This window comes from Pseudomonas sp. UBA6323, from assembly GCF_002439135.1.
GTDB lineage: Bacteria > Pseudomonadota > Gammaproteobacteria > Pseudomonadales > Pseudomonadaceae > Aquipseudomonas.
In genome coordinates this window covers 8,267-24,438 of record NZ_DJSX01000073.1, presented here as the reverse complement: position 1 = coordinate 24,438, position 16,172 = coordinate 8,267, and the positions used below count along the sequence as shown (strand labels likewise).

16 protein-coding genes are annotated in these 16,172 nt (G+C 54.1%); 4 read left to right on the top strand and 12 right to left on the bottom strand.

Annotated elements, in window-relative coordinates; genetic code table 11:
* Window positions 1–27 precede the first annotated feature (27 nt).
* Together B3P22_RS17525 and B3P22_RS17520 are read right to left on the bottom strand one after the other, a co-directional pair.
* Complete coding sequence (locus tag B3P22_RS17525; protein ID WP_108232763.1) at window positions 28–375, bottom strand: LasR-specific antiactivator QslA; 348 nt, start codon at window positions 373–375, stop codon at window positions 28–30.
* On the bottom strand, window positions 372–641 hold the full coding sequence (locus B3P22_RS17520; RefSeq protein ID WP_116618488.1) for a hypothetical protein: 270 nt from the start codon (window positions 639–641) through the stop codon (window positions 372–374). The genes B3P22_RS17525 and B3P22_RS17520 overlap by 4 nt, the downstream gene beginning before the upstream one ends.
* Window positions 642–1,687: 1,046 nt before the next feature.
* Between B3P22_RS17520 and B3P22_RS17515 the strand changes: the two genes are divergently transcribed.
* From B3P22_RS17515 to B3P22_RS17500, 4 genes are read left to right on the top strand one after another with little or no spacing between them, the layout of a single operon-like run.
* Window positions 1,688–3,394: an N-6 DNA methylase gene (locus B3P22_RS17515; protein ID WP_296271874.1), complete on the top strand. Its 1,707-nt coding sequence runs from the start codon at window positions 1,688–1,690 to the stop codon at window positions 3,392–3,394.
* Window positions 3,395–3,396: 2 nt separating this feature from the next.
* Window positions 3,397–5,718, top strand: coding sequence for a sensor histidine kinase (locus B3P22_RS17510; protein WP_116618494.1), 2,322 nt, complete (start codon window positions 3,397–3,399; stop codon window positions 5,716–5,718).
* On the top strand, window positions 5,705–6,859 hold the full coding sequence (locus B3P22_RS17505; protein WP_296271873.1) for a hypothetical protein: 1,155 nt from the start codon (window positions 5,705–5,707) through the stop codon (window positions 6,857–6,859). Before B3P22_RS17510 ends, B3P22_RS17505 begins: the two co-directional genes overlap by 14 nt.
* On the top strand, window positions 6,852–7,601 hold the full coding sequence (locus B3P22_RS17500; protein ID WP_162884220.1) for a hypothetical protein: 750 nt from the start codon (window positions 6,852–6,854) through the stop codon (window positions 7,599–7,601). The genes B3P22_RS17505 and B3P22_RS17500 overlap by 8 nt, the downstream gene beginning before the upstream one ends.
* A 1,107-nt stretch (window positions 7,602–8,708) precedes the next feature.
* On the opposite strand, the gene B3P22_RS17495 is transcribed toward B3P22_RS17500, so the two are convergent.
* From B3P22_RS17495 to B3P22_RS17450, 10 genes are all read right to left on the bottom strand, one after another.
* Window positions 8,709–9,161 (bottom strand): hypothetical protein, encoded by a 453-nt coding sequence (locus B3P22_RS17495; RefSeq protein ID WP_296271872.1) that lies wholly within the window; start codon window positions 9,159–9,161, stop codon window positions 8,709–8,711.
* 744 nt (window positions 9,162–9,905) lie between these two features.
* Window positions 9,906–10,538 (bottom strand): hypothetical protein, encoded by a 633-nt coding sequence (locus B3P22_RS17490; RefSeq protein ID WP_296271871.1) that lies wholly within the window; start codon window positions 10,536–10,538, stop codon window positions 9,906–9,908.
* Window positions 10,531–10,761, bottom strand: coding sequence for a hypothetical protein (locus B3P22_RS17485; protein ID WP_296271870.1), 231 nt, complete (start codon window positions 10,759–10,761; stop codon window positions 10,531–10,533). Before B3P22_RS17485 ends, B3P22_RS17490 begins: the two co-directional genes overlap by 8 nt.
* 91 nt (window positions 10,762–10,852) lie before the next feature.
* Entirely contained in the window at window positions 10,853–11,242 is a 390-nt protein-coding gene (locus B3P22_RS17480) for a toprim domain-containing protein (protein ID WP_296271869.1), read from the bottom strand.
* A complete protein-coding gene (locus tag B3P22_RS17475) occupies window positions 11,239–11,988 on the bottom strand; it encodes a hypothetical protein (RefSeq protein WP_296271868.1) in 750 nt (249 codons plus the stop codon). The genes B3P22_RS17480 and B3P22_RS17475 overlap by 4 nt, the downstream gene beginning before the upstream one ends.
* Window positions 11,989–12,540: 552 nt before the next feature.
* On the bottom strand, window positions 12,541–13,068 hold the full coding sequence (locus B3P22_RS17470) for a GreA/GreB family elongation factor (RefSeq protein WP_296271867.1): 528 nt from the start codon (window positions 13,066–13,068) through the stop codon (window positions 12,541–12,543).
* A gap of 21 nt (window positions 13,069–13,089) precedes the next feature.
* Window positions 13,090–13,818 (bottom strand): hypothetical protein, encoded by a 729-nt coding sequence (locus B3P22_RS17465; protein ID WP_296271866.1) that lies wholly within the window; start codon window positions 13,816–13,818, stop codon window positions 13,090–13,092.
* Between the two features lie 121 nt (window positions 13,819–13,939).
* Entirely contained in the window at window positions 13,940–15,307 is a 1,368-nt protein-coding gene (csm6, locus tag B3P22_RS17460; RefSeq protein WP_296271865.1) for a CRISPR-associated ring nuclease Csm6, read from the bottom strand.
* A 193-nt stretch (window positions 15,308–15,500) separates the two neighbouring features.
* Window positions 15,501–15,665 carry a hypothetical protein gene (locus B3P22_RS17455; RefSeq protein ID WP_296271864.1) on the bottom strand — a complete coding sequence of 55 codons (165 nt, stop codon included), beginning with the start codon at window positions 15,663–15,665 and terminating at the stop codon, window positions 15,501–15,503.
* 92 nt (window positions 15,666–15,757) lie between these two features.
* Window positions 15,758–16,006: a hypothetical protein gene (locus B3P22_RS17450; RefSeq protein ID WP_296271863.1), complete on the bottom strand. Its 249-nt coding sequence runs from the start codon at window positions 16,004–16,006 to the stop codon at window positions 15,758–15,760.
* Window positions 16,007–16,172 lie beyond the last annotated feature (166 nt).

The window sequence follows — 16,172 nt, the reverse complement described above, 5'->3', positions numbered from 1 at the left end:
ACTTCTTGGCATTTGCCATGGCTCAGTTCAGCCCTGACAGCTCGCTTCGGCGAGCGTCAGGGTCTTTCTGTGGCCAAGGGAATCACCGGCGGTATAGATCTCGGCCTGTTCACCGCAGCGAAGATGCGAGCACATACGCTGGTGGATACGACTCAGGAAACCCACCTCAAAAGCTCGTCTTTCAATAGCGCAGGGCAGTAGATCGCGTTCGGCGATCATCACTGCCCAGAGCCATCCACTGCGGGCGTTATCGAGCCAGGTCTGGGCCAGCTTCACGCCCTGGTCGAATGCCTCTCTGCAATCTGCAGCCCAGGTGATCTCCATACCTGGATGGCCGTCGTGAGGTGGAAGGTAAGTCATCACACCCTTGCTCATCTGGCACCTCCTCGAACGTCAGAGAGGGCGCGGCGATAGAGCACGACCATCTCATCGAGCAGAGCCAGCGCTGAATAAGCAGCGATGCGCACGCGCAGATCTGTCGGCTGCAAGTCCTCAGGTTCGGCCAGTTGATCCAGCAGGTTACCGAGCATGACGCCGCGTAGTTCAGCTGCAGCTTCGGAGGGTAGGGGAGAGCGTTCGGATTCATGCAGCGGGCTTCGCTGCAGTGGAAAAGGTACAACGCAGGATTCGAACTCAGCCATGGCGCACCTCCCGATCAGAGGTGGACAGCAAGACCTGAAGCCCAAGGCGGAGCTCTCGGGTAAAAAAGGGGTAGCGCATTCCTTATGCTCCTCGGACAGTGAGAGGAACCACCAACACCGTTTCGACTCGGTAATGGTGGCGAACCGTACGGGGGTCGAAATACCGGCGTCCGAGGGAACCGGCCAGGCAAAAGCCTGCCCCGCACGGTCCGCCATAGAAATGCAGTAGCTGGGTACAAGGTACCTGCTACGCAGCTATGAACGCTGCCGCGCCCTCAGACAAAGCGGGTTTCGACTCCCGGTCGCGGGACTTACCACGACGGGCGCACTCTAGCCCGACGGTTTCAGGATGGCAACCTACTGTGGCGTAGTCGCTTCAGGGAGGGGGAACATCACTTGGTTAATTGCGTAGGTGAATAGGAGAGATTCTCCAGTTGTGGTTGGTGTCTTCTTACTTTAGTTCCGTAATTTACGAGCTAGCCTGCTAAGCAGGATCTCACGGCTCGCAGCATAATTCACGTGATTACTATCTATAATCGTTATCACCTATGGGCGGCTGCGAAGCTGGTGTTCCACTGAGTTTATATAAGAGTATTATAGTAAATATCTAAGGGGGCTCTGAAAAAGCCCGTCTTTTCAAAATTTGCAAGCCTGTAGTCGCGTGGTTACCGGGGGCATGTTTCGAGTAGGGGCTTTTCAGGCCATCCCTCAGGGGCCGAAAGGCAGCGATTAAACGGTTGTTGGGAAGAAGATGCCAATAGATATGTGAGAGTCTTTATTATGGTTGGGGTATTTATAGTAATTGTGGTTCGCAAGTAATGTGTCGGGGATGTATTTTGTCGAGGCACAAGTGATTGTATTGGCGTTTTTAATTTATTTATTATATGAGCTGTGGCGCGCTGGAGATTGATTGGCTTGGATTTCTGTCAATGGCTTATTTTTAACGGTGGTGGCGCGTAAGTGGCAAATAGTATGCTGGGTTTACTTGTTGATTTTATAGTGGTAAAATCGCGCGATTTTATTATATGATCTGATGGAGTGTTGTCGTGTTTGTGGAGGAATCCTTAGTCACTGATGGCCAGGCACCGCAGCAAAGTAACGAAAGGAAGCGTAGTCTTGGAGCATTTTACACTCCACCGGATCTTAGTAGGATCTTGTGCGAGTGGGCTATTCGTTCGGTGGATGATGTTGTTTTAGAGCCAAGTTTTGGCGGGTGTAATTTTCTAGAAGAGATTGCTTCGAGATTTGATCTGCTGGGAGCGGATAGTCCGCTTTCGAGTGTATTTGGTTGTGATATAGATATCCATGCATTTGATAAATTGCGCTCGCTACGGTGCGGATTTAATTCGTGCAATTTTTTATTGAAAGATTTTTTGCTCATAGAGTCTTCTGAATTTTGTTCGGCGGGGGTGGATGCAGTAATTGGAAATCCTCCTTATATTGGTCATGCTCAGATAGGGAGCGCGCAAAAAAAAGCTTTATCTGACTGGCGCGAAAAAAGGATGATGCCTGTAGATGCAAAGTCTAGTCTTTGGGTTTATTTCATCCTGCATGCATTTGAGTTTATGCGAGATGGCGGCCGTTTAGCATTTGTGCTGCCTGGGAGTTTTCTCTCGTCGGATTACGCAAAAAGGATTCATGTACTAATAGAAAGTTGTTTTGATAGAAGTTTGGTTGTCTCTCTTGCAGAGCGAATTTTTCTTGATGAGGGGGCTGAGGAAAGAACGGTGGTCCTTCTTGCTGAAGGCTTTCGGAAATCGAGATCTGCATTGGGTGATATGCGTTTCGCGCATTCTGCGACATTGTTAGATGTGCAACCCATCATAAAGCGCTGGGAAAGTAGTTCAGAAAATATTGGTTTGTTCGAGTCATTTGGAATTGGTTCGTTTGTTGCGCGAGATAATGCCTCTGGATTTATAGCGGCTTGCGAGCTTTTGCCGTCTGTTGCTATAAAAAATATTGCTACAGTTGGAATTGGAATTGTTACTGGTGATACAAAGTTTTTTATAAGGAAGAGATCTGATTGGCGGGTGTCTGGAGTAGATAGGAAATATTTAAAGTTTGTTGTTCCAAAAATAAAGGAAATAGACGGAATTAATCTTACTCGCGCCCAGGTTGTTCGCCTGGCTAGGGAGGATCGTAGATGCCTGCTTTTAGATACGCGCAAAAAGAAGTTGTCTCCAGAGGTTGTTCGTTACTTGTCGTCGTATCCTGAGAGTCAGAAGGAAATACCTACATATAAGAAGAGGTCGATATGGCATCAGCCAGACGATGGTAAAATTCCGGACGGATTTTTTTCATTTTTGACACATAACGGCCCGCGATTAATTATTAATTCAGCGGGTGTTAACTGTACAAATTCAGTGTATAGAGTATATTTTTTAAACCGGCTGAGTGAGGTAGAGAGCAAGTTTTTAGCTCTCTCAATGCTTTCCAGTTTTACTCAACTGCATGCTGAAATTATTGGGCGGCCTTGTGGGTCTGGTGCTCTAAAGCTTGAGCCGAAAGACGTTATGGAATTGATGGTTCTCCGCCCTGAAGAAATTGACGAGCAAGCCGTTCTTGAAGTTTTTGAACGTGTTAATCAGGCTCTTTGTCAGAATAAACATGATGACGATTTTGTTCGAAGCATAGTAGACGATTTTTTGATTTCTGAAATTGGACCGTCACTGGGCGATCACTTGGAAACCTTTGAGCGATCACTCATACAAGCTCGTAGTTACCGAAAAGGTCAAATAATTGATCGGGGGTAGGCATGGATGTGAATAAACTGCAAGAAGAATTTCTAGGTGGTTCTAAGGAAAGTCTTCGTCATGAGCTGTCTCAGGAACTTCTCAGTTCGAGCTTTGATTACGACAAGGTTCTTTCTCTTGCTACGGAGTTAGCAAAGTATGATCAAGAGAATGTTCGGTTTTCAGTAGATGCAAGTCATATATCTAGGCTGGGGCATGAGCTAGTATCGAAGCAAGAAACAGCCGTCGCTGAGCTTATAAAAAATGCATATGATGCAGATGCTACATATGTGAAGGTGGTTTTTAGAAATCACACTAGTGCGGGCGGTGATCTGGTTATTCTGGACAATGGCCTAGGTATGGGGCGAGAAAATTTAATAAATGGTTTTATGAGGATTTCTACACAAGACAAAAGCGATAATCCTAGATCTACTTTGTATAGACGACAGCGAGCAGGGCGAAAAGGAATCGGCCGTTTTTCCGCTCAGCGCCTTGGTAATAATCTGGAGGTTTTAACGCGGGATGAGGTCAGCGAAAAGGGGCTTGGAATTAATATTGACTGGAGGAAGTTTGCTAAAACTGGAGACCTGATATTGATCTCAAGTCATATTAGGTATGTGGAAGGTTTGCCGGTTGGAACGCAACTGCATATAAGTGGGCTAAAGGACAGCTGGAGTAATTCTCAAATACAACGAGCTTATAGATATATCTCGGATTTGATTCAGCCTTTCCCTCTTATATACTCTCCCAAGAAAAACAAAAAAGATCCTGGATTTAAAGTAGAGTTCTACGAGGAGCTAGATGGTATAGAGTATTTGGTGGCCAGTGAGCAGAAAAGCATTTTGGATAATGCTCTAGCAATTATTTCTGGTCATGTGGATAAAAAGGGCAGGCCCTTTGTTTCTCTGAAGTGCGAGCGGCATGAGATTCACATATCAGATGAAGGCATGGCTTTCGATCCTAGAACAACAAATATTTATGGCCATGAGTTTGAAAGTTACTCTAGCTTGGCTGGTGTTAGCTTTACGGCGTATTACTTTATTGCTGATGAGCTTCCGGCGGGGTCAAAAAGAATCGTAAAGAATGTTTTGAAAAGTAGCGGCGGTGTCAGGATTTATCGAAACGGTTTTAGAGTTCTTCCTTACGGGGAGTACCATGACGACTGGCTAGGGCTGCAGCGCTCTTCTGCATTGAGGCAGATTCTTCCTCCGCATCACAACTCCAATTTTCTTGGTTTTGTTCAGATCAACGATGTCGATGGCGTGAATTTTGAGGAAACTGCAAGTAGAGAGGGGCTTATCGAAAACCTGGCTTTCTCTCAATTGCAGGATTTCGTTTACAGAGCTCTCGCTCAAGGTGTAATCAAAATTGCTGCGGCGCGAGGTAGAAAGATTTTTGCCTCAGATGAGTCCCCGCCCAAAAAACCAATAGATACAGCAGATCAGCTTGTAAAAAAATTAAATGGCTTAATTCAGCTAATTAATTCTGGAGTCAATCTGTCTCTTGATCTCGGGGAGCATGCTCAGGTCTCGGAAGCTGCAAAGGAGTTGGTTGAGAGGGTTCGAGAGTTAGGAGAATCATCACAGGCTCTTCTGGAAGAAAATGGAATGCTCCGTGTTCTGGCTACACTGGGCCTCACTATCGGCGAATTTACGCATGAGACTAGGCATGTGTTACTTGCGATAAGTTCGGGAGTGTTAGAAGTTGCGGAGCAAGAGCCTGGCAATAAAACTTTTAAGAATCTTAAAGAGAACATCGATTCATTGCAGGCATATCTACGTTATTTTGATAGGGCTGTTACGCAAAATACGCAGCGTACTCTTGAAGTTCATGAGATTAGAGATGTGGTCTCAGATTTCAGAGAGGTGATTGGTCCTACTCTTAAGAGGCAAAAGGCAATACTGGATGTTCAGTTCAATGGTTATGACCTTTTTGTGAAGCCTAGTCATAGGTCAGAATGGACGTCAATACTTCTGAATCTGTTTACAAATTCTCTTAAGGCGATTAATCGCGCCAAAGTCCCTGGGCGAATATTGATTCGTGGTGGTGAATCTGAAGAGAACTCAATATATATTGAGTTTATTGATAATGGCGACGGAATTCCTGAAGATCATAAAGAAAGAGTGTTCGATGCTTTCTTTACCACTAGCACCCCTGCCGATGCCTTGGCGGATGAGGAAGTGCAGATAACTGGTTCTGGTCTTGGTTTAAAGATCATTAGAGATATTATTGTCAGTGCTGGAGGAGAGATATTCGTCTCTTCACCTCCTGATAACTATTCTACATGTATTAGAATTGAATTCCCCAGGGCTTCTGAAGAGGAAATTCCTGATGATCTCCGCTAAGTATCTCTGCATTGACGATCAAACCGCTGAAACGATAGATCCAGTATTATATGCCTTGGAAGGACCTGATAAGTCTATCGAGTTTAGTAAGATGCACCCTAAGGAGCTTGCCGAACAGTTTGAGCGTATAAAGCAAGAAAGCTCTCGAGGTGTTCCATTTGGCGTATTGGTAGATCTGCGTCTTGATGAGCTTCCGGATGATGATGGAAATAAGGTCTTCTATCGTGGCTCTACGCTTGCCCAGGATTTAAGAACCCGCATGGCCCTAGGAGAAATAGATAATTTTCCTATTGTTCTTTGGTCTGTAAATGACAAGCTTGCAAGATCATACGAGCCTGATAGCGCTTCTCATGATCTTTTTGATGCGGTTTATTTGAAAGATGGGCCGGACGTTTCTTCTCCGGAGGGAATAGCAAAGAGGACGCTGCAGCTACAAGCTTTTGCAGTTGGCTATTGCTACCTAAAGGAATGTCTGAATCTGAAAGGGGAAGGTGAATCTTGGGATCTTCCGAGAGCCCTTGGTGTCAGCGGAGCAGATTTAGATATCTTGGATCCAAGGTTGGTCCAGTATTTGTTGTCAAGTGAAGTTGTTTATGTTTTTGCTAGAAAGGTGCTTAACTCCTTAATCAGGGAAGAGGGTATTTTGGTCGGTGAAAGAATGCTCGCCGCAAAACTTGGTATCGATATTGAAGCATCTGGAGATAGTTGGGAGGGGCTGCTTTCTGCTCTAGGTGAATGCCGATACTCCGGGGTTTTCAGCGAGGCCTATACAAGGTGGTGGTTGCATCGCATAAGCTCTTACTGGGACAAGTTGAACAGTGGGAAAGGAGCACTTAGACGATTCGGGGCCTCTGGGCGTGTGAGGGTTCTAAATGACGCACTGGGATTGTCATTAGTCGCCGCTACGCCTCTCGTTGAAGGATATAGTGATCGCTTCTCTACGCTTTGTATCGCGACTAGTGCGCCTTTGGATACGGTCGATGCTTTCAAGGTTTTGAGGGTAGATGGTTTCCCATGGCAAGAAAGCAGGTATGTTTCGGCGTATGCCGCAGGTAATAGAATAAATAGGACGCTCTGGAAGATCGATCCATTGGAGATGGAGCGATATTTGGAGTTTAAAGAAGGATTGAAGAATGGCTAAAGACAGGGAGGTCTGTGATCGTTTTAGGAAAAAAATATCTAATGATTTACGTAGATTTCAAACTGCATTAATTAATAGCGCGTCTGATGTTTGTCGTAATGCATGGGTTCTTGATGAGGCTGCAGCAAAGTGCATCGGGAGTAAGCCGAGCGGTGATAGTTCATGGGGGTATGAGGTTTCAGATCTTCAGTTCAAGGTTAGACTTCCTCAGAAAGTGTATCCTTCGCCTGTTGAAAAATATTTGGATATTCATGTGGATTTCAAAATTGAAGGGGGATGTACGGAAGATTTTTCTGAGTTGATAAGTCACTTGGAGCTAAATATTGTTATTTGTACCCCTAAGAGAACTCATATTTCTTCTTGGCATTTTGATAGGCATATTGAACCGGCTGACTTTGAAGATAACGAACCGGAAGATGCTCATCCGCTCTATCATTTTCAGTATGGCGGGAGGAAACTTGATGAGCTGGATAAGGAACATGGCAGAATATTGATACTCCCAGCGCCTAGGATTGGCCATCCTCCCATGGACGTTATCCTAGCTGTCGACTTTGTGTTGTCTAATTTTGCTGGCGATTTATGGCGGGCTTTAAAGTCTGAGCCGGATTATATTTCGATGGTTTCTCAGTCACAGCGGACTTTCTGGAGACCCTACTTAGAAAATGTGTTTTCTTGGTGGCAGACAGGGCCAAAGCCTAACGAGAAATTTTCACAAAGTTTGTGGCCTCATCTAGTCAGCTGATTGGCGTTGGTTGCGAAGTGGGGCCGCCATGCACTCGATAATGCATAGGGACTTTTGCGGGAAATCGTTGAAAACCGTTGGATAAAGTAGAGCAGTGGCTGCAGCGAGCGCTCAAATTTATCCTAATAAAATCAATGCTTTATAAGGTCGACCTCCGGCATGGGGTGCAAGGGGTCGAGTGTTCGAATCACTCCGTCCCGACCAAAAAACCCTAGAAAATCCAGCCACTTAGCGGTGGCTGGATTTTTTTATGGGCGAAGGTTTTTGGGAGCTGCTCATTTTTACCCCACTTTTTACCCCACCCTAAAGAAGTGGCGTCGTATAGTGGACTCGAAGAACCAGTCATGTGCCAGGATCTCCGCCTACAGGTGCTGCCGGGGCGGGTCGGGCCGATCATCCGGGCCGCTGCGTTCATTCTTGCTATCCAGATGCCTCGCAACGATAAGGCCAACCATTGCTGTTGTACCTAATAGCAAAAGGCTTGAGCCGATAGCTACCTGGAGCATGCGGTAGCTTTCTTCCATAACGATTCCTATCAGTAGGTAACGTGAGCAACGGAGCGTTGCCGTAGTGGAGGCCTGACGGCAACGCGACGGCCATTTTCAATATCTAACGCTAACTCCAGTGCGAGCCTGTTGCCGTAGTGGCGGTCAAGCGGCAACCTCGCTTCAACGTCGCTCTGGCCCAAGCCCAATTCTGATGCAATACGTGCCGGGTATCGCAATGACGACGCAGATAATTGGGCCAACCCCCATGATATGTCCCCAAAGACCTCTCAGCAGCGGGTAGGCGATGAACACCGCAGCTGCCTCGCCCGGCTGCATGGTAGCCAGACGGCCCAATACCGCTGCACCAGCTACCGAAAGCAGAATCAGCAGAAACCCCGCGAGGGCGATCACTGGTCGCGCCCTGGTGCTTGGCCTACGGCGTTGGCCGGAGTCTGTGTAGTCCAGCGGCAATGGAATCTGCCGAACCCGCCTGCTGCGCTCTATTCGTGCATCGAACGCCCAAGCCAACCAGGAAACTCCCACTGCAAAAGCCACAATAAAGCTCACTCCGAATCCCAATGGCGACATCTCCAATCTCCCTGAAGGTTCTTCCCTGGGTTCAGTCAAAACCGAAGGTCGAAAAGCTGCTTCCGAAGTCACTCATGGCATGATCGAACGATGCGATGTCGCTCATCATGTCCATGCCATATGCGTTCCCCATAACATCGAAGCAAGTGTCCATCATGGGCATGCCGTTGGCTGGGTTGACCCACATGGTGTCCATGGGCTGGAAGCTGCTGGCGAGCAAATCCGAAGAGAAACTTTCTGCTTGAAACAGCTCGACCGGCTCGGTTTGGCTCGTAGGATCGTTGTGCAGAGAGCTGAAGGAGAAGCTCGGGTTTTCTTCCTCCAACAGCGATTCGGCCATTTGCCATCTGCGCTCATGACGAATACTGAGGCCGTCATGCACCACTACCGGCTTTCCCTGGCTGGGATAGATGATGGTCGTGTACACGGGTTTTGGCTGAAGAATTGAGGCGAAAAGGGTTACAAGTTCGCTGAAGAGGCGCATGGCTGGCTCCTTGGTTATAGGTACCTCCAGCGTCGTCTGTGTCTGAAATAACCCAAATCTCGGACAGGCGTGAACGGGCTGATCTCCAGCCAATAAGCCTTGCCGACTATCTCGCTATGGCATTTCCCCGCCGCGTCAGGATAAGGGTAGAAGCGCTGGCTCCACAGCTCGTGTCCCATGGGCCGAACTAGCCACTGAGGAAAATTATTCTGAATTATTCGGTTTTGAATAATCTTCTATGTGAATAGTGGATGAGCCCGATAATTCACAGAGATGCGTGCTGCAATACTCCATTTCGTCCAGCGCGAGGAAACGCTGAGGGGCTGTACCTGTAGTCATGAGGCCGGTAATGCCGTTGGCTTTGCCGCCGTTGGTAAGGGAAAAGCTGTCCCATCCAGTCGTAGCCAAAGTTTCGGAGTGCGATCCACGCAGCTTTTACTGACAGATGTGAGCCTGCACTTCATTTCTCGATGGAAATCGACAGCCCCGGTCTGACTACTTCAGTCACATCGTTCTCCAAGCGTCGCCGCAGTGGCGGCGTTACGGCAACGGGGTTGGCGGCAATCGTGACACCAGCCCAAGGCAACATGCACAGGCAGTTCGAGATCGCCGTGTTGATAGTAGCGATAGCCCCAAGTGACACAGTCCCACCCGGAAAAATCGCAGGCCGTGCATTGGTAGGTTGCCACGGGCATGGACATGGATTACCTCCGTATCGGGTGCGTCGCGCTCCGACCTTGCGGATCAGCGCTCAAGGCTCCACCAGCCGCTCTGGCTATGAATGATCAGGGCCGAGCGTCGAGCGCTTTCCTTGTTGGCGCGCCATTGCATCCGTTCGGAGAGGCATTCATCCAGTTGCCTGCCCTCAGCGGGGGTGAAACCGTAGTACGACAGGTTGTCGAGCAAGCGTTCGAGTTGCTCGATGCGCAATTGCCCGGTCCGCGCCAATTCAAGCAGGTGGTCACGATCAACCGCCGGCCTGGGCGCTATGACCGGAGGCTGGGGTGGAGGAACGGGGGCCTCCGGGCGAGGCTCGCCGCTCGCCGCTTTCTGCGGAACTGCGCTGGGCAATTTGGCTGTGGCTCTTGCCCGGACGGGTCTGGGTAGGCTCGGCTCGGCTTTCTGGCGCGGCGGGTGCAGATCGAACAGGTCGGCGAAGGTGGGCTTTTCAGTGGTGGGTTGGCGCGCCGGGGTGCTGACCACACTCAGAACCCTGACCGGCTGGCGCATCGGTGGCAGGCAATCTGCGCCATGAAATCTTACGCAGCTCGGGCAGATGCCATTGGCATTCAGTCCGGGGCGATGAAGTGAGCACTTTCGACAAGCAGCCATGCGTGATTCCTCCCTGGAACGGATAAAGGCGTCGGGATCAGTCATAGAGGCTTTCCAGCAGGCTTTCGTCCGGGCCCCCCATGAGGCATTCCCAGTCCGCCTGGTCGAGGTTGTCCATCCAGTCACTGTCCAGCGGCTCCCGTGTCGAAGCGGAAAGCCCGCCGCTGTTTGCAGTCAGTGATGCGGTCCGGTCCCGCACGCGCTGATCAAACAGTTTGCGTGCCTCTTCACGGCTGAGGTGGCCGAGTCCTTGGCAGAGCTTGCTCATGTGTATCTCCTGTCGGTGGCGGGGTGCAGTATGGCAACCAGCCAACAAAAGTCGCGCCAGGCAAGCTTGCGGGTGGGGTTGCATGGGCGCTTCATCGCTCAGGCCATCCCTGGCGCACCTGACGCAGCAGTTCCGCTGGGCCGGCCAGGCGCAGTAGGTCGTTGAAGTCGGTGGGCCGCTCGGCGGCGAACTCCCCGGCGAATCGTGGCAAGACCAGGCGGTCGCCGGCCTGCAGAGCCAGCCTGGCTCGCAACAGACCGGTGTTGCGCGATCCCCAGGCGTCGTTGTCGGCGAAGAACACGCAGTTTCGGCCAATCATCGGGCGCACGCTGGCCAGGTTGCCGGCGTCGAGCGCCACGGCAATCGGCCCTGGCCATCCCAGGGCCACGCTGAGGGCGGTGAACACCCCTTCGCAGATCGCCACCGGCCAGCTTTCATGGCCGGGCATCGCCCGGATGCACACGAAAGAGCCGTGTTTCATGCCGCGCTGGCGGATAACCAGGTGCTGGGTGCGGCCACTGGCGTCCAGCGGCGATGGGTGCAGCAACTGGAAGCCGCAGTGGCCGTGCTGGTGGTTCTGCAGGCGACCATCAGCCCGGCGCCGCGCGGGTGCTCGAAGCTGCGCAGCTGCAGACGGCTCAGCAGCTCGGTTGAAACCTGGCCGCACAGGCGTTTCAGCAACAACGGATGATCGACTGTGGCCGGGCTGGCAGCGTGCCAGCAGCGCCCCTGCGCGCGAAATCGCTGCAGGTGGTGCTCGGCCTCGTGGGCCTCTCGGGCTGCCCTGGCCGCCTGGACAGCGGCGGTTTCGAGGCGGGCCTGGTACTCGTCGCGGGCAGGCGCAGCCAGCGGCCTGCCGCCTGCGCGGAACGCCAGCCAGGCCCAGCGGTAGCCGTGAAAGATCTGATGCACGCCACCCTGGCGGAACGACATGAACACCAGGCACGGCCAGTGGTTGCCGTAGCGGTCGGTATTCAGGTGCCAGACGAACGCGCAGCGACCCTGATCCCGCACGTCCAGAACCGGCACCTGCCGGGACTTGAGTAGCGCACCGCAGGCCGGCAGCCGCTGGCTGAGGGTGGGCCAGTCGATGCCGGCGTCACAGGCCATCGCTTCGATGTCCGGGGTGGCCTGCGCCAGCAGATTTCGCCAGTCATCCAGCCGGCACTGACGCATCCAGGGCAGAAACCTGCCAGCGGTGGCTGGCTGCGGCTGGGTGGCGGACATGGCGGACTCCACGGTGAGGAAGGACGTCCACTGTGCCCGGAACAGGGCGAATTACGGGGTATCGCAAGCTTGCGGGGAGCGGGGGCGTGGGGCCTCTTGCCCAGCGGGATTCGAAGTACTCATTCCATGTAGGGTCGTGAGGGTTGGCGGCAGCCTTAATCTTAATATGTCGCACAATCGGTGTGTCTGAGGCGTCTACTCTAAAGAAAGGTCATACCTTTACGATTGAGAAGTCTTAATCCCCTACGAAGCGGGGTATGCGCTTGAACCTAACCCTGCGTTGTAGATACCCCCTTCCTTGTGTCTTAATCCCCTACGAAGCGGGGTATGCGCTTGAACTCTAAGCCGAAAAATTTCTCAAGTAAATCAGTACGTTGCAATGCCCAAAATGCTGATCGTTTTTTGATCAGATAGGTGCGTGAAATTTGATCAGTATGATGCGGCATTACAGGTGGCTCGGGAAGTTTTCGGAGCTGACTTGAACGATTCATCAGCCAGCCGCATTCTGCGCTTATTTTGCGCGCCTGCTGAAGAGGCAGGCCCGCTTGCCGGCTAGGCGCGTATGAGCTGCGGCGGCTCGCTGGCATGCAGGGCCACCACTTCCAGATCGACCGGCCCGTCGCCCAGGCGCACGCCTTCGGCGTACTCGCCGACCTGCAGGCCGAACAGCGCCGCGCCCAGTGGTGCGTCGTAGGCCAGGCAGCGGCGGGTTGGGTCGCTGTCGCCGTGGCCGCCGATTTCCCAGGTTTCCTCCTTTCCGGGGCCGCGCGCGCCCCAGCGGATGAAGGTCACCAGGCTGCCGACCGCAATCTGGTCCACCGGCCGCTGGCCGTCCAGCACTTCAATGGTTTGTGCCTGGTCGAGCTGCTCGGTGAGGCGCTTGATCTCGTGATTGCAGTTCGCCTCCATCTGCTGGGCGCGGTTGAACTCCGGGTTGTCATGCCAGCCGTCGCCGGACAGCTCGAAGGCCACCTGACGCTGGGCGCGAAGGTCGTGGTACTCGGCCAGCTTGCGGCGCAGCCGCTCCTGCAGGCGCGCCACGCCGGCGCGGGTGAGCAGCAGGGAATGGGTGTCGTTCATGCGTTTTTTCTCCTGTGTAGGTCAGGCGGCGGCCGGGCGCAGGCCGGCCAGTTCGCGGAAGCGCCGGATGCCGGCCCGCAGTTGCTCGACTCCGAGCTTCTGCGCGGCGACGTCGGGGCGCAGGCCCTCGCGGCCGGCAATCAGGCGGGTGTGGCCGGCCATTGACGGGCCGGAGCACATCAGCGTCGCCACCAGGCGGTCGCCGTGGTTGCAGATGCGGTGCAGGGTGGCGGTCGGCAGTGCGTAGTGGTCACCGGCGCCGTGCAGCGTGCGCCCGGCCAAGCGCAAGGGCGCGCGGGCCAGCGCCACGGTGCGCGGTGCCTGGCCGGGGCGAGCGGCCTCGTAGCGGTACTCCTGGGCCAGCAAGTCGTAGTCGCTGTCGTTGGCGGCGTCCTGCCAGATCTCGCTGTGCAGCTGCCCGGCGATGATCGTCGAGGCGATGCTCCAGCGGTGATCGTGGATGTTCTCCTCGCAGGGATTGCCCGGCAGCCACAGGTGCAGGCGCAGCTTGAACCCGCGATCGGCGAGCACCACCTTGAGGAAGCCGTTGCCGTGCTGGTAGGAGCGGGCGGCCACTTGCGCGGCAAAGGCGTCGTCGTTCAGCAGGGCCTGGCACAGACCGTCCTGCCAGTCGCGGGTGGCGGTGCGGGCCAGCAGGCCGGCCAGCGCGGCATCGGCCTCACCGCTGCGTGCCAGATGCGCGGCGACGCGGTGGGTCAGGATCTGCAGGAAGAGCGGCGATGCATCCATGGAGCAACCTCGGTGGCCGTTGGGGTAGGGCCATGATGAGGTTGCGAGGGAGGTGTAGGCGGTTGGGCAAACTTGCCGGGAAATCGAGGCGGAAGCTGCGACTTCCGCCCTTGGTGAAAAGTCAGGAAGCTTCGATCAGCCGGATATTCTCCACGTTGATGTCGAGCCCATATCCGCCGTCGAAACGGCTGTAGCTTTCCTTGTCTGCGGCTTCGGGCGGGCTAGCTTTGCGCATCTTGCCCTTGGCCTGTTGCATCTGTTCCTTGTGTCGGGCTTTCGCTTCTTCCAGTGCTTTCAGCTTGTCCCTGAGCGGCAAGCCTTGCTCGGACCAGATGATGGTCGGTATCAGTCGCTTGCAGAGGCTTTGAGGAAGCGAGGCTTCCAGGGTTTTTCTGATCTCGGTCAGGCGCTTGTCGAAGAAGGTGTAGGCCATCCCGTTTTTCAGTGCATTCAGCGTGGAGGCTCTGAAGGGATCCCTGGATGAGCGAATGCCGGACCCCAGCCAATCCTCCAGGGCTGCCACCGCCCCGGATAGGCTGTCGTATTGGGGCATGCCGCGAATGGCCAGGAACTCACGCAGAAATTGCTGGGCCAGGCTGACCGAGGCGTGACCCCGTCCGGGGCGGAAAAACTCCGTGTTACTGGCCAGCGTGGCGCGAGTCATCATCGCGTAGAACGCCAGCTCCAGCAGTCCCAGGGGAATCTCCCGTTTCAGGGTTCCCTGCACGTCGCTGATCTGAAGCAAGCGCCGTTGAAGGCTCACCTCGACGCACAAGTCATCCGTCTGTTCACCCAGGTTGATGAGCTGGACCAGTTCGCGGAAGGTTACTTCTTCGCTGCCTTTCTTTTTCCTACTGTGCAGGTTGCTGGGCAGTTCCTGGCGATGGCGTATGAAGGGAATCGGTGCGAGGGTGACTTCAGCCTTGGCCGCGTCCAGCGCTTTGCCGTCACGGTCCTTCAAATGGCGATACTCGGCTGACTGGGTGGGGAACCAGAAGTCGCGGTTGCCCTCGAAGCCCTTGCTGATCAGGACATGCGATAGCCGGTCCTGACGCCGGCCAAACAGGCTCATGGCATAACCCAGATAGAAGGTCATGGTCTTGCGGCCACCAGCCAGGGAGGCATGCACGGCCGTTTCCTCGGCGCCCTGCTCAGCGGTGTGTTTGCGCACCTCGTTCATGATGAAGTCCGCTAGCGCCTCGTGATCTTCCAGGCTCCGGGCATCGTCGGCTCGGCGTTTCGCGGCGTCGGTCACCACCTTGATATGCGACTCGTCAAAGCGTGGGGGCGGCATGTCCAGCTCGCTACACAACCGAGCCAAGTGCCCACGTTTGATGAGTCCGTCTTCCGCACGCTCCTTGCCGAGCGTTGTGGTGATCAAATGGATTTCTACAGGCCAGGAAGCCCTGTCTTCTCTCCAGATGGCGTAAAGCGTTTCCGTAACAACCTGGGGAGACTCTCCGGTCGTGGCAAGCAGGATGTGTTTCATGCAGGGCTTCCTTGGAAATAACGACACCAATGACCGCCTGACGCTGGGTGCGCTACAGCCAGGCAGAACGGCCATAATCGGGCCTGGATACTACCCATGATGGCAGTTGGGTACTAGTTCCAACGGGGAATGCGAAGGCAAAGGGCCGACCGGATGCAGCATAAATCCGGCGCGGTGCCGCCCTTCGCATGGCTCAGCGAGCGCTGTCCTCCTGCGGTTCGGCAGCCCGCATCTGGGCAAGGGCGCGAGCGCGGCGTTCGTGTTCGATCTGCTGCTCGAGGTCGTCCTTCTCGTTGCGCAGCATGGTGATGACCCCGCCGATGATGGCGCCGGTGGCCAGGAAGATGAGTTCGCGCATGGGCTGTTCTCCGTGTGTGGGTGTGCGTGTGCCTTCGTCGCGCCGGGTCGCCCGGTTGGCAAGCTTGCCGATGCCGGGCGCTGGCGTGCCGGTCAGTCGAACAGACTGGCGATGAAGGCGATGGCGCCGCCGGCGACGGCGAGCGGGACGGTGATCGGTGCGGCGGCGATGCCGACCGCGGCCGCGCCGACGGTGAGGGAGCCCGCCGCGCCGCCGCCGATCAGCGCGCCCAAGCCGGTGGCTACGGCGGTGCGTCCGGCGCTGACGTCACTGGTGCCGGTGATGACCTTGGACAGCTCGTTGCCGGCCAGGCCGATGGAGACGGCTTTGGGGATGGACATGGTTTCTCTCCTTCTGCGGGGTGGGGTACTCGGCGGGTTCGTTGCCGGGTGAAGCCAGTGTGCTGCAGAGGCTGGGAGAGATTAGGGTTGGCAAGCTTGCGACAGGCGCTTGGACACATGACGGCTATTTGCTATAGGCCCGTCAGTGTCTTAATCCCCTACGAGG

Bases quoted from the DNA above. Each gene is read 5' to 3' on its own strand.
- csm6 (WP_296271865.1), bottom strand. From the start codon at position 15,307: ATGAAACACATCCTGCTTGCCACGACCGGAGAGTCTCCCCAGGTTGTT.
- B3P22_RS17455 (WP_296271864.1), bottom strand. From the start codon at position 15,665: ATGCGCGAACTCATCTTCCTGGCCACCGGCGCCATCATCGGCGGGGTC.
- B3P22_RS17520 (WP_116618488.1), bottom strand. From the start codon at position 641: ATGGCTGAGTTCGAATCCTGCGTTGTACCTTTTCCACTGCAGCGAAGC.
- B3P22_RS17525 (WP_108232763.1), bottom strand. From the start codon at position 375: ATGAGCAAGGGTGTGATGACTTACCTTCCACCTCACGACGGCCATCCA.
- B3P22_RS17490 (WP_296271871.1), bottom strand. From the start codon at position 10,538: ATGACTGATCCCGACGCCTTTATCCGTTCCAGGGAGGAATCACGCATG.
- B3P22_RS17470 (WP_296271867.1), bottom strand. From the start codon at position 13,068: ATGAACGACACCCATTCCCTGCTGCTCACCCGCGCCGGCGTGGCGCGC.
- B3P22_RS17485 (WP_296271870.1), bottom strand. From the start codon at position 10,761: ATGAGCAAGCTCTGCCAAGGACTCGGCCACCTCAGCCGTGAAGAGGCA.
- B3P22_RS17510 (WP_116618494.1), top strand. From the start codon at position 3,397: ATGGATGTGAATAAACTGCAAGAAGAATTTCTAGGTGGTTCTAAGGAA.
- B3P22_RS17505 (WP_296271873.1), top strand. From the start codon at position 5,705: ATGATCTCCGCTAAGTATCTCTGCATTGACGATCAAACCGCTGAAACG.
- B3P22_RS17500 (WP_162884220.1), top strand. From the start codon at position 6,852: ATGGCTAAAGACAGGGAGGTCTGTGATCGTTTTAGGAAAAAAATATCT.
- B3P22_RS17480 (WP_296271869.1), bottom strand. From the start codon at position 11,242: ATGAAACACGGCTCTTTCGTGTGCATCCGGGCGATGCCCGGCCATGAA.
- B3P22_RS17465 (WP_296271866.1), bottom strand. From the start codon at position 13,818: ATGGATGCATCGCCGCTCTTCCTGCAGATCCTGACCCACCGCGTCGCC.
- B3P22_RS17450 (WP_296271863.1), bottom strand. From the start codon at position 16,006: ATGTCCATCCCCAAAGCCGTCTCCATCGGCCTGGCCGGCAACGAGCTG.
- B3P22_RS17475 (WP_296271868.1), bottom strand. From the start codon at position 11,988: ATGTCCGCCACCCAGCCGCAGCCAGCCACCGCTGGCAGGTTTCTGCCC.
- B3P22_RS17495 (WP_296271872.1), bottom strand. From the start codon at position 9,161: ATGCGCCTCTTCAGCGAACTTGTAACCCTTTTCGCCTCAATTCTTCAG.